This is a genomic window from Oceanobacillus sp. FSL W7-1293 (genome assembly GCF_037969815.1).
In the GTDB taxonomy this organism is placed as follows: domain Bacteria; phylum Bacillota; class Bacilli; order Bacillales; family Amphibacillaceae; genus Oceanobacillus; species Oceanobacillus oncorhynchi.
The window spans coordinates 1507243-1520087 of sequence record NZ_CP150212.1 but is presented as its reverse complement, the minus strand read 5'-3'; the positions used below and the strand labels follow the sequence as shown (position 1 = coordinate 1520087).

General features: G+C 39.9%; 10 protein-coding genes. 5 read left to right on the top strand and 5 right to left on the bottom strand.

Annotation, left to right across the window (positions count from 1 at the left end; genetic code table 11):
* Window positions 1–154: 154 nt before the first annotated feature.
* Window positions 155–859, top strand: coding sequence for a phosphatase PAP2 family protein (locus MKY65_RS07575; protein WP_339183720.1), 705 nt, complete (start codon window positions 155–157; stop codon window positions 857–859).
* A gap of 216 nt (window positions 860–1075) precedes the next feature.
* Here MKY65_RS07575 and MKY65_RS07570 read toward each other — a convergent pair whose 3' ends face one another.
* Window positions 1076–2398 carry a replication-associated recombination protein A gene (locus tag MKY65_RS07570; protein WP_339183718.1) on the bottom strand — a complete coding sequence of 441 codons (1323 nt, stop codon included), beginning with the start codon at window positions 2396–2398 and terminating at the stop codon, window positions 1076–1078.
* A 961-nt stretch (window positions 2399–3359) separates the two neighbouring features.
* Here MKY65_RS07570 and MKY65_RS07565 point away from each other — a divergent pair.
* Window positions 3360–3785, top strand: coding sequence for a hypothetical protein (locus MKY65_RS07565; protein ID WP_339183716.1), 426 nt, complete (start codon window positions 3360–3362; stop codon window positions 3783–3785).
* A 220-nt stretch (window positions 3786–4005) separates the two neighbouring features.
* Here MKY65_RS07565 and MKY65_RS07560 read toward each other — a convergent pair whose 3' ends face one another.
* Together MKY65_RS07560 and MKY65_RS07555 are read right to left on the bottom strand one after the other, a co-directional pair.
* A complete protein-coding gene (locus MKY65_RS07560; RefSeq protein WP_339183714.1) occupies window positions 4006–4965 on the bottom strand; it encodes a substrate-binding domain-containing protein in 960 nt (319 codons plus the stop codon).
* 26 nt (window positions 4966–4991) lie between these two features.
* The gene (locus MKY65_RS07555) at window positions 4992–5723 is read right to left on the bottom strand and encodes a metallophosphoesterase family protein (protein ID WP_339183712.1); all 732 of its coding nucleotides are present in this window, start codon (window positions 5721–5723) and stop codon (window positions 4992–4994) included.
* Window positions 5724–6208: 485 nt separating this feature from the next.
* Between MKY65_RS07555 and cax the strand changes: the two genes are divergently transcribed.
* Entirely contained in the window at window positions 6209–7267 is a 1059-nt protein-coding gene (gene cax / locus MKY65_RS07550) for a calcium/proton exchanger (protein WP_175297043.1), read from the top strand.
* Window positions 7268–7393: 126 nt separating this feature from the next.
* Here the strand turns inward: cax and MKY65_RS07545 are convergent, their stop codons facing one another.
* Complete coding sequence (locus tag MKY65_RS07545; RefSeq protein WP_339183711.1) at window positions 7394–8227, bottom strand: SDR family NAD(P)-dependent oxidoreductase; 834 nt, start codon at window positions 8225–8227, stop codon at window positions 7394–7396.
* Window positions 8228–8337: 110 nt separating this feature from the next.
* Here MKY65_RS07545 and MKY65_RS07540 point away from each other — a divergent pair, with 110 nt between their 5' ends.
* Window positions 8338–9300, top strand: a complete 963-nt coding sequence (locus tag MKY65_RS07540) for a YafY family protein (protein WP_339183709.1) — start codon at window positions 8338–8340, stop codon at window positions 9298–9300.
* 107 nt (window positions 9301–9407) lie between these two features.
* Window positions 9408–11210, top strand: coding sequence for a sodium:proton antiporter (locus tag MKY65_RS07535; protein ID WP_339183707.1), 1803 nt, complete (start codon window positions 9408–9410; stop codon window positions 11208–11210).
* Window positions 11211–11349: 139 nt separating this feature from the next.
* On the opposite strand, the gene MKY65_RS07530 is transcribed toward MKY65_RS07535, so the two are convergent.
* Entirely contained in the window at window positions 11350–12780 is a 1431-nt protein-coding gene (locus MKY65_RS07530; protein ID WP_339183705.1) for a 6-phospho-beta-glucosidase, read from the bottom strand.
* Window positions 12781–12845: the final 65 nt, after the last annotated feature.

The following is a 12845-nucleotide window of genomic DNA, read 5'->3' as shown; positions in this document are numbered from 1 at the left end:
TTAACCTTTATGTATCTTTTCCTTTCTCTCTAAAAGATTAAACATAACTTTTTGTTTATTTCCATGCAAAAAAGCTTGTTATTATGTACAATGAAAATTTGACAATTAATTTAAATAGGGAATTGTAAATAGAGAGAGAAAGAAGGTTAGCGTTTTGAAGTCTCAAAGATTAACTCTTGCTTCTTTTTTATTGGCAGGGATTATATTTCTATTATTATTCGGCGTCATCGCCTGGAGTGTATATTTTGAAAGCAATTGGATCCGTTCCTTTGATTTATCATGGATTGAGCGGATTCAGGGAACAATTTCTGAAGGAAAAACAGCCTTTATTATGTTTATGACAGAACTGGGAAGCATGAAAGCTGTTATCGCCATGACAATTATTATTTGTATTGTCCTCTTTTTCAAGCGTAAATTTGCAGAAGGATTATGGTTCGGCGGTACGATTCTTGTCTGCGCAGCAATCGGCGGAAAAGTATTAAAGAAAATCGTTGACCGTGATCGTCCTAACTTCTTACAACTTATTGAAAAAACAAACGAAAGCTTCCCGAGCGGACATGCCACAGCTACAACGATTTTTTATGGTTTTATCGGGATGGTACTTATTCTTGCAGTTTATCAAATATGGAAAAAAATAATTATCGGCTTTATCACACTTGCTTGGATTGGTTTTATATTATTTACAAGAATTTATTTAGGAGTACATTTCCCTACAGATGTGCTTGCCGGATTTTTATATGGTTTAGCTGCAATATTTATTTCCATAGGCGTCTATTTACTTATTCGGGAGCCGCTTCGTCAGCTGCTCCGAAAACTTCATTTAGCTGATCAAAGTCAGGCTTTTAAAAGAGCGAGATAGTACGAAGAAAGGCATCCGTATGAGATACGGATGCCTTTCTTTTCGAAATTTGCGGCGAAAGAACATGCAGTTCACATCTGCATATCGTACGTTGTCTCTCGGCTTACGCAAATCAGCTCATCGCAAAATAAAGTATAGCATGGTTTTGGTTAAAATACCACGCTTATTTTTTACCTTCCAGCTAGAAAAGTTTTCATCCCTTCATCTGCTGAGCTGTTAATTATTCCTTTTCTGCCATTCCTTCACATAATTCAATCTTTCTTTAAATTTTTTCTCATTTCCTTGCTCTGTCGGGTAATAGTACTGCTGTCCCTCTAACGAAGGAGGCATCGTTCGCATTGCGGTTAATTTATCTTTTTCATCATGCGCATACTGATAACCCTTTCCATAATCCAGTTCTTTCATTAGCTTTGTCGGTGCATTTCTTATTTGCAAGGGTACAGGTTCATTAATCGATTCCTTTACATCCTTTTTCGCTTTTTGCCGCGCTCGGTACACGGCATTTGATTTGGGCGCCAGTGACAAATAAATAACTGCTTCGGTAAGATGGACATCACATTCCGGCATTCCGATATAACGACAGGCTTGAAATACATCCGTGGTAATTGTCAGTGCACGTGTATCAGCTAAGCCGATGTCTTCACTCGCAAAGCGAATCAGCCTTCTGGCAATATAGATTGGATCCTCTCCTGATTCAAGCATTCTGGACATCCAATAAATCGCGGCATCGACATCACTGTTCCGCATCGATTTATGAAGGGCAGAAATGATATTATAATGCTCTTCGCCACTCTTATCATACAGAAAGGAAGTCCGGGTAATCAGCTGTTCCAGATTCGACTCGTTGATATAGAAGCCTTCAGCATTTGTGCCGCTATTTAACACCGCCATCTCTAACGTATTTAAGGCACTCCTTGCATCTCCATTTGCAAACTTTGCAATCGCCTCTAAGCTTTGTTCGGTTATATGAATATCCTTATCTCCAAATCCATACGGATGGGTTATTGCATTCTTTAAAAGGTTTACAACATCAGCTATTTCCAATTGATTTAAAACAAACACCTTACTTCTCGACAGCAATGCTGCATTTACTTCAAAGGAAGGGTTCTCCGTTGTTGCCCCGATTAAAATAATACTGCCATTTTCGACATAAGGCAGAAAAGCATCCTGCTGCGCCTTGTTGAACCGGTGTATTTCATCAATAAAAATAATGGTTTTTTCACCGAAATCGCGTCTTGTTTCCGCTTCCTTCATTATATTTTTGATATCCTTGATGCTGCTGTTTACTGCAGACAGATTAATAAATTTTGATTCTGTCTTATGTGCAATAATTTCAGCCAACGTTGTTTTGCCAACGCCAGGCGGCCCCCAAAAAATAATCGAAGTCACCTGATCATTTTCGATAAATTCACGCAACACCTTCCCTCGCGCCAATAAGTGCTGCTGACCGACAAATTCATCCAGTGTTCTGGGACGGACACGGCTGGCAAGCGGGGAATTTCTTTTATTATCCTCTCCAAAAAGCGATTCCTGTTTCATTGGACTCACCTCTCATTTCAGCAAATTGATTGTTACGGAATAATTATATTTATTTCAAACGTCTAAACTCAACTTTCGCACATTAAAAAGTAACTTTATCTCTATAGAAACAGGAGTTGATTGTTCCTTGGATAACTTCCTTGACAAAGAATAGAAGGTGAAGTGTAAAGCACCTCACCAAATAGATGTTTAATCAGATGGAACATATTTTTCATGCTACATGGTAAAATGTTCCGCCAAGATTACTTTCTGTGCATCGAAGCGATTCCCTGTATTTGATATCCATACTGCCATGATTGGGTTGTTCAGGCGAAAGCTGCTATTTCGTCCAACTTATCAAAATGTTAGTTCCTTCATTCGCTGTAGAATCCTATCAGAGCGCAGGCCAACCACGTAGACTCCTATGGGAACAGGGCGAGCTGAAGATCCACTTGAAAAGCGGGTTTCTTTTCAAGTTAGCTGAAGCCGTCCCCATGGCAGACTAAGACCGCAACCTCCTGTTGCAACGTCTGCACTAGTACGTCCTGTACGTCGGAAAGCGGAGTGGTTGGCCGGAGCGGAGCTACGCACAATCATCAATTCCAAAAAGGCAGGATATTTCACCAAAATGCAAGCATGGTAATCGAGAACATGTTCATCCTAGAATAACAAGATATATATGCTTATTCTTAGGTGCGAAAGTTGAGGTCTAAACTTTAAAGCTTTCGTCTTCGTTATTTGAAGTAATCAAAACTACCAAAAGAACATTTGTTCCATTATAACAAACGTTTATTTATTTGCAAAGCTTTTAAAAACAAGGAAGAAATATTCGTTACAGCCGCAAACAGCCCGATTGAGCTAACTGCCAGCGGTTTTAACAAAATGCGTAAGCGCATTCTGCAGTCATCATTTTATCTCCGATTAGAAGCTAACTGCCTTTATGCTATAATAAAACAAAGTATTTACTGAAGGAGGATGACATATGCTTTTTGTACAAATCTTTTTGATTATTATTATCGTTGTCGGAATAATCTATTTATTATTTTTACGCAAAAGAAATAAATTCAATCCATCCCATTCACAAAGAGATCCTTTCGAGGTTATTATAGAAGCCACTGAAATGCTTGAGGATAATAAAAATAATGCGTCACCTTTAAAATTTATACGAATCATGAAATATGTACGGCAAGAAACCGGTATGGGCTTCTTCGAATTAAAAAGATATGTAAACAACTCGACCTCCCCCTATCTGAAATTAGAAGATCCAGAGGTTGTAAGCCATTTAAAAGATATGCTTGAAAATAATAAGGATGATCATCAGGCTGTAAAGTATGTGCAGGGTCGCAGCGGGTTAAATTTCGAAAAAGCAAAGGATTATGTTGATAAATTTAAAAAGGCGGATATATAAACTAAAAAAACACTTGACCTGAAAACGATATCAGAAAGTACACTCAAGTTAGAGAACAATCCGGCGGCATGCGGCATAGATTTTGGATATTGATATGAGTGTAACTGAAAAGGCATGATCGTATCATATACCATGATTTTTGCCGTGCCAGGATTGTTTTTTTATGTTCATGAAAAGCAGTAAACATTCTCAAGACGTTGCTGCTTTTCATCCTTTTTTATCAAACCGTTGACCTTTCCATTAACTCCGTTGAAACTTCTTTATGGGAAATCTCTTCAGCTATGGCCTGTTCAAACAAAATCTGCCCGATAGAATACAGTGGGATATTAACGGAAGTAATTTGCATAGCACGTGCTATTGGCTGATCATCAAAGCCAATAACCGCTAAATCACGCGGAACCTTGAGTTTATAGTTTGAACTGGAAGTAATTATACCCGCTGCTACTTGATCACTTGTCGCTAGAATAGCTGTAGGACGTTCCTGAAATGCAGCGATTTCTCGTAAAATACGTTCCCCATCTTCTATATTGAGACATTTTTTAAAGATATAATCTTTGTGAAAAGGGAGACCTTTTAACTTTAAAAAATCACGGTAGGCACGTTCACGCTGACTGCTGTTTGCCCCCTCCAGCCGATTGATAGAAAAACCAATTTTCCGGTGTCCATGCTCATACAGGTACTCCAGGGCCCTCATAAAACATGCATAATGATCGATATACGTATAGCTCAACGGCGTATCTTCCCCATTTTCAAATAGAACAATGCTGCCATATTGCTGATAATGTTCCACTGTTTCTAAAGATATTTTTCTGGAACAAATGATCAAACTGTCTATTTGCTTTAGCTTTAACATTTCTAAAGCTTCTTTCTCCTGATGCTCGTCATACCCAGTCTGATACAGCACCAGCTTATATTGATGAACAGAAGCTGCCTGTGATATCCCTTGAACCAGCTGTGAAAAATACGGCACATCTAAAAATGGCAAAACGATGCCTATAAGATGCGTCTTTCCTTTCTTTAAATTAACCGCATTAATATTTGGAATATAGCCTGTTTCTATAATTGCTTTTTTCACAGCCTTTACTTTTTCCTTTTTGACATAAGGATGATTATTCAGTACGCGCGAAACCGTACTGACAGATACACCTGCAGCTTTCGAAACATCATGAATATTTGCCATCTCCCTGCCCCCTGCCTGCTACAGATTTACGCTTCAATATGGTTGATATACGTCGTTTCGTATGAATCTCCCGTTATTATTAAACAATTTAATCTTCCACCATAAGCACATGCTCCGTCGATATCAATTTTTTTATTCCCAAAAAATATGCTATTATCATTTTTTCCGCGAAGATTCTGCGTTGGCGTGTGCCCATGCACGACGGTAAAATCGTGGGGATGATCAAAGCCTAAAAATTCTTGACGAATCCAGATTTTATCAAAATCGGGCGTCTCCTTCCAATCATCCAATGCTGGGTCAATACCTGCATGAATAAAGAGATGGTTTTCCGTTTCATAATAATACGGCAGATTAGATAAAAATTCTAAATGCTCGCTATCATCTTCTTTGATTTTTTCCTTGGCAGCCTGCAAATGCTCCCCTGCAGTATTACCTGAAAAAAAGTCTTCTCCCACATATGATTCTATCGTATCCATCCCGCCATTGATTAAATAACGCCGTTCCTTATCTGGATTGTTGCTGAATATACACTCCAAAAACATCTGATCATGATTTCCCCGCAAAGCAATAGCTCCCTCTTCTGCCAGTTTCATTATATAAGCAACCGTCCGCTTTGGCTCAGGTCCTCTATCGATATAGTCTCCCAGAAGGATAAGCTGGTCTTCTTTTGGGTTATAATGATTTAATTGCAATAGCTGCTCAAGCTCATGATAACAGCCATGAATGTCGCTGATGGCAAGGATTCTTTTGTTTGACATAATAAATCACTCCTCTTTTCGTTTGACATTTTTTCCATGGTGTTTGAATAGCTGTTATTACAAATCTGCCTCCTGGTAAACATTATATTATGCAGAAGGCTCGTTTACATGGCCTTATAATAAATGATCCAATTCACCTTTTTTAAATATGGCTTGAGCGTTATATTCATCCGTGAAATTCTATTCCTCCCAGCTCATACCTATTCTTTCTGACTATTTTATACTTTTTTTGAGGCAGCTTCTAGAATAAATCCTCCATTCTCTACAAATACAAAATATCTCATTCTATTATACCCTTATTTAACTCCAGATAAATCTGTAATAACAAAGTGAATAGCACCTTTTTTACTGCGCAAGTGTAAATAATGTGATCTCTCTTTATTTTAATACCGTTTACGTTAAGCGGAATTATCTTCCTCCAAATAATATCGAATCAATCGGGGTAATCTATAGCTATCCAGATATAGAAAAACGGAGGGACTTTGATGAATAAGTTATTTATGATACTCGTGTTGATTGGACTGCCGCTTTCCATCATCGGCTCCATCTTTCATTGGTCTGCTATCATCATGTTTATCATCTATTGCTTGACGATTATTGCTTTAGCGGGCTTTATCGGCAGAGCTACGGAAAGTTTAGCAATCGTTTTAGGACCGAGAGCTGGGGGATTGTTAAATGCAACCTTCGGAAATGCGGTTGAACTTATTATTTCTATCTTTGCATTAAAAGCCGGACTCATTGGAATCGTACTGGCTTCGTTAACTGGCTCTGTATTAGGCAACTTACTGCTTGTCGGCGGGTTATCCTTTTTTGTCGGCGGACTGAAATACAAAAGACAATCCTTTAGTGTTCACGATGCACGTCATAATGCAGGTATGCTGATTTTTGCTGTGATTGTTGCCTTTGTTATTCCAGAAGTATTCACCCAATCGCTGAACGAACGTGATACGATGATTGTCAGTGTTGGAATAGCTGTTATTTTAATCGTGTTATATTTGGCAGCATTACTATTTAAATTCGTTACCCACCGTGGCGTTTATCATTCAGATAACGAACAAAATGAATCGAAACAGGAGGAAGAACCTGAATGGGGGAAAGGCAAAGCAATTGTTATTCTGGCACTTGCTACAGCTGCTGTTGCTTATGTTTCGGAGCATTTGGTATCGACATTTGATACTGTCGGCGCGGCATTTGGATGGTCTGAATTATTTATCGGGATCATTATTGTAGCAATTGTCGGAAATGCAGCAGAGCATGCATCAGCGATTGTCATGGCTTATAAAAATAAAATGGACGTCGCTGTTGAAATAGCCGTTGGTTCCACCCTGCAGATCACAATGTTTGTTCTGCCGATTCTTGTTTTGTTATCCCTTTTCTTTTCCACATCGATGCCGCTTGTCTTTACATGGCCGGAGCTGATCAGCATGGTGACAGCTGTATTTTTAATGATTACCATCTCGAATGATGGGGATTCCAATTGGTTTGAAGGGCTTACTTTATTAGCTGCATATGTGATTATGGGCATCGGATTTTACTTTATCTAAGGTTCGTAATAGAAAATACGCATATTACAGCCAGTGGCCTTATTATATAAGAACACTGGCTATTTTACATAGAGAATATCTGTTTTCCAAGTAATCCATTCTTTTAAAAATAATATACATCCGAGTCTATATGGTAAATGGCGGAATATAACGCCCGTCTATATCTGTAAATCCATACTCCTTCGCTAATTCTCCCGCTCGGAACACCTGCCCGCTTTTCTCCATCACATTTGGATCAGCTGCTAATGCTGCAATTCCTCTTCCAACATAGTATGGTGTTTCTGTTTGCTGTAAATCATCCGCTTCCCTCCAGTTTTCTTCGTCTGCACCATGATATTTCAATACGAGCTCGGTCCGCATAAATCCGGGAGAAACAGCAAGAACAGCAATATTATCCGCTTTTAATTCGATAGATAGCCCATAGGCCATTCGCACCAACGCATTCTTAGCTAAATCATAATAAAATTGGCCAGTGTATTTGCCATGATCCCAAAACGTTGTATGAATGATCAAAGCCTGTTTATTTTCTCGAAGCAAGGGAACAGCAAAGTGATTGACAGCCAGTTGCGCTCTTACGCCTGCTGTAAACATTGTATCCCAATTTTGCAAGGTCAGCTCCCAAAAAGGTTTTCCTTCCACACCCAAGTCATGTGCGCCCCAAACATTATTTATCAAAATATCCAGCTTTCCCTGCTCTTTGCGAATTTGAGAAATCACAGCCTCTGTTTCTGGATCTTTCGTATGGTCGCACTGTAATGCAATTGCTTTTCCACCGGCAGCTTCTATTTCTGAAACCGTGTCATTAACGGTCCCCGGCCAATGATTCGTAGATGCTCCCCGAACACTGCGGCCTGTGACATATACGGTTGCACCAGCTTTCCCCAGTTCTACAGCAATACCGCGTCCGGCTCCTCTGCTTCCGCCTGTGACAAGAGCTACTTTTCCATTCAATGTTTTCATTCTCTTCCACCCTTTCTTCCTCAGATATTTTCATTATACAAACTAATTCTTGACATCTATTGTCATATTTCATTTAATTAATATAATTCATTAGAAGAAAGGTGATGTTCATGCGAGGGGACCGTTTCATATCCATTCTTTTATTGCTGCAGTCGTATGGTCGAATGACTGCTAAAGAATTATCTAAAAAGCTGGAAGTCTCCGAACGGACAATTTACAGAGATATGGAGGTTTTAAGCGGCTCTGGCATTCCCGTTTTTGCTGATCGCGGCAAAAATGGCGGCTGGTCTTTAGTTGATGGGTATCAGACTGATTTGACCGGCTTAAAGGAATCGGAAATACGCGCTTTATTCGTGCCGGCAGCTCCTCAATTACTGGATGATTTAGGATTAACCCGTACTTCTGAAGACGCCAGAAACAAAGTTATCGCATCCCTGCCTGCAGCTTATCGTGAAAGTGCAAAGGATGTATGGAGCCGCATTCATATTGATACCAGCTCCTGGCGGGGAACAAAAGAAAAAATTGCATCCTTTGAGGTTCTGAAAAATGCAATATGGAAAAATAATAAATTGAATATCCTCTATCAGCGTGCAGACGGACAAACCAATCATTATATCGTACAGCCGCTGGGACTAGTTGCGAAAGGAAGCAGCTGGTACGTGATTGCCGCAAAGGAAAATGGAGATATCCGGAATTATCGCGCTTCACGAATCCAGTCTGCTGTGCCAAGCAAAGAAACCTTTGAAAGACCGGTTGATTTTGATATTGCAGCATACTGGAAAAACTCAAAACAAGCATTTATCAAGGCCTTGCCGACTTATGAGGTATGGGTAAAGACTTCCAGAGAAGTGCTGCCGAGACTTTCCTTTTCAACTTATTTTGTACGGATAATAGAGACTGCATCTACTGACGAAAAAGGATGGACACACGTTAAATTAGCTTTTGATACAAAAGAAGAAGCAAAGCGATTTCTTCTTGGATTTGCAGACCAAATGACCATTACGGAACCAGAAAGTCTTCATGCAGAAATTCTTCGGATGGCTGAGGCCGCTGTTGCACATTATAAGAAATAAACGATATTCAGTAATATGATTTATTCACCTTCTGACAAAATATAAGACAAACTCTACCAGAATTGATAAACTACTTTACATGAATCTAAAAGAACGGAGAAAATGCTATGGAAAATATTGCTCTAGTCAGTATTGTTGTTATTATTGTCGTTGGTATCTTCTCGCAATGGCTGGCTTGGCGAATTCAATGGCCTTCCATTGTTATCATGTCCATTGCCGGTCTATTATTGGGACCTGTGCTTGGGTTGTTCAACCCGCAGGACGCATTGGGCAGCCTGTACAGTCCATTGATTTCGCTTGCTGTCGCCATTATTTTATTTGAAGGCAGCTCCAGCCTCGATGTCCGGGAAATCAGAGGCGTATCTAAATCCGTATTCCGGATCGTTACGTTCGGTGCTTTCATTGCCTGGATCGGCGGAGCACTCGCTGCTCATTTTATCGCAGGCTTGAGCTTGGAGATATCTTTCATTATTGGCGGTTTATTTATTGTAACCGGACCGACTGTTATTCTGCCTTTGCTGCGGAATGCAAAATTAAAACCGCGTACGGCAGCTGTCCTTAAATGGGAAGGAATTATTGTTGATCCATTCGGTCCGCTGCTTGCATTATTTGCTTACGAAATTATTAAGGTACTTACAACAGAAAGTCTGCATGCAAATTACTTAATTCATTTCTTTCTCAGTGCCATTATTGCCGTTATTCTCGGCTATGTAATCGGCATGGTGGTCAGCTTAATGATCAGCAAAGGTGTATTTCCCGAATACCTAAAAACACCGATTATTATATCCTTTCTCCTGCTTTGTTTTACCGTAGCCGAGGTTATTATGCATGAAACTGGCATGCTGGCTGTTACCGTTATGGGATTAACAATTGGCCGTACCAAACATTATGTATCCTCTATCGGCCATGAAGTCAGTCACTTTGTTGAAAATATTTCTGTCCTGCTGACATCCACTATTTTCATTTTACTGACGGCTTCTTTAACACGGGAGACAATTGCGGAGATGTTCACTTGGCCGATTATCGGCTTTGTTCTTGTCATGTTATTTATTGTACGGCCTTTATCGATTTGGCTCTCTACTATTGGCACAGAGCTTTCCAATTCTGAAAAAATGCTGATTGGCTGGATTGCACCGCGGGGAATTGTTGCTCTGTCTGTTTCCGGTTATTTTGCAACCATTCTGCTGAATGACGGGCATGAAGGTGCTGCTATGCTGACAGCTTTAACCTTTGCGCTTGTATTTATTACTGTATGCGCGCATGGCTTTTCACTGCGACCAATTGCTAAGGCGCTCCATCTTGCCAATGACACCGCACCAGGCGTTCTATTAGTGGGAGCAAACAGCTTTTCCATTGCATTGGCTGCTTATTTACAAAAGATGGATTTACCTGTATTAATCAGTGATTCTTCCGCCACACAGCTGCAGCCTGCTGTAAACAAGGAAATCCCTGTTTATCACGGACAAATTCTGGCAGAGCACAGCGAATATGAAGTAGACCTGACACCATATGAGACCATTCTTTCTTTAACTGGAGATGCTGCATTTAACATACTAGTCAGCCAATCCTATGCACCTAAATTTGGTCATAATCATACATTTACCCTTACCAGCAACAACTATAAACAAGAGGGCTCGAACAAAATTCCGTTTGCAGGAAAAGGACATCTCCTGTTTCATGAAGATGCTGTATTTACCGAATTAAATAAGAAAATCAATACAGGCTACACGATACAAGAGTTCCCATTAAAACAAAAAGGAAAGCTTGAGAAGGAGCAATTGCCGGAAGATACGGTTCCACTGTTTATCAAAAAGAAGAACCATACCATTCAGCTGATTACGTTAAGAAGTAAAATAATGTTAGATGAAGAGGATCAGCTTGTTGTTTTACAGAAAAATAAGCATACTTAAATGGGACAAAGCCTCGCTGAAATGATGATACTTCATCTATCAGCGAGGCTTTTGAAATACATTTTTCGTTTATATCGATTTATTTATGATTGGAAATATTCATCTTAACAACTAACTCTCGGTTACCCTCTAAATCAAATTATAGCTTCTCCCCATTCGAAGCAATCACTTGCTTATACCAATCAAAGCTTTTCTTTTTCGAACGTTTTAAGGTCCCTTTTCCTTCGTTATCACGGTCTACATAAATATAACCGTAACGTTTTTTCATTTCGCCGGTGGAAGCACTGACAATGTCAATCGGACCCCAGCTGGTATAGCCGATGATATCCACACCATCTTCTATTGCTTCACCCATTTCGGCGATATGCTCCTTTAAATACTCTATACGATAATCGTCGTCAACGGTACCATCAGCATTTAATTGGTCAATCGCGCCAAGTCCGTTTTCCACAACAAATAATGGCTTTTCATAGCGGTCATACAGCTGATTAGCCGTAATGCGGAAGCCTTTTGGATCAATTGTCCAGCCCCATTCGGATGCTTTCAGATATGGATTGGCAACAGAGGCAAATACATTTCCATCTGTGATATCCTTTAATATTTCCGGATCAGTGCTTGTTGTTCTGCTGGAATAATAGCTGAATCCGATATAGTCCACTGTATGATTCTTCAATAGTTCTTCATCATTTTCTTCCATATCGATTTTCAAACCATTGTCCTGGAAAAAGCGTTTTGCATAACCAGGATAGTGCCCGCGGGATTGCACATCAATAAAGAAGAAGGATTCCCTGTCTCTTTCCATTGCTTTGGCAACATCGTCTGGATTAGAAGTGTACGGATACGTTGTACCTGCTGCCAGCATACAGCCGATTTTAGCATCCGGGATAATTTCATGCCCGGCTTTTACAGCTAAGGCACTTGCGACGAGCTGATGATGCGCTGCCTGATATTTGATTTGTAACTCATTTTCGCCTTCATCAAACACTAATCCGGCACCAACAAATGGAAGATGCAGGAGCATGTTTATTTCATTGAATGTCATCCAATATTTCACTTTATCCCGGTAACGTGTGAAAATCGTTTTTGCATAGGTTTCAAAGAAATTCACAAGCTTGCGATTTCTCCAGCTTCCATAGGCTTCAATTAAATGTACCGGCACATCAAAATGAGCAATGGTTACCACCGGTTCTATGTCATATTTCCGCATTTCATCAAATAAATCATCATAAAATTGAAGACCTGCTTCATTTGGCTCTGCATCGTCTCCATTCGGGAAAATACGCGCCCATGAAATCGAAACTCGTAATGCTTTAAATCCCATTTCCGCAAACAAAGCAATATCTTCTTTATAGCGATGGTAAAAATCAATGGCTTCATGTGACGGATATAATTCGCCTTCAACAGGTTTTAATGAATCCACTTTTCCTGTCATGACCTGCCAGCGCTTTTCTCCCGTCGGCAATAAATCAACCGATGTTAATCCTTTTCCATCCTCTAAATAGGCACCTTCTACCTGGTTCGCAGCTACCGCTCCGCCCCATAAAAATCCTTTTGGAAATTGTGTCATCATAAAAACTCCTTTGTTTAGTATGGAGAAGGAAAGACTGGATACAGCACTTTCCTTCTGTTTATTTG

Bases quoted from the DNA above. Each gene is read 5' to 3' on its own strand.
- MKY65_RS07570 (WP_339183718.1), bottom strand. From the start codon at position 2,398: ATGAAACAGGAATCGCTTTTTGGAGAGGATAATAAAAGAAATTCCCCG.
- MKY65_RS07535 (WP_339183707.1), top strand. From the start codon at position 9,408: ATGGAAAATATTGCTCTAGTCAGTATTGTTGTTATTATTGTCGTTGGT.
- cax (WP_175297043.1), top strand. From the start codon at position 6,209: ATGAATAAGTTATTTATGATACTCGTGTTGATTGGACTGCCGCTTTCC.
- MKY65_RS07545 (WP_339183711.1), bottom strand. From the start codon at position 8,227: ATGAAAACATTGAATGGAAAAGTAGCTCTTGTCACAGGCGGAAGCAGA.
- MKY65_RS07565 (WP_339183716.1), top strand. From the start codon at position 3,360: ATGCTTTTTGTACAAATCTTTTTGATTATTATTATCGTTGTCGGAATA.
- MKY65_RS07560 (WP_339183714.1), bottom strand. From the start codon at position 4,965: ATGGCAAATATTCATGATGTTTCGAAAGCTGCAGGTGTATCTGTCAGT.
- MKY65_RS07540 (WP_339183709.1), top strand. From the start codon at position 8,338: ATGCGAGGGGACCGTTTCATATCCATTCTTTTATTGCTGCAGTCGTAT.
- MKY65_RS07530 (WP_339183705.1), bottom strand. From the start codon at position 12,780: ATGATGACACAATTTCCAAAAGGATTTTTATGGGGCGGAGCGGTAGCT.
- MKY65_RS07555 (WP_339183712.1), bottom strand. From the start codon at position 5,723: ATGTCAAACAAAAGAATCCTTGCCATCAGCGACATTCATGGCTGTTAT.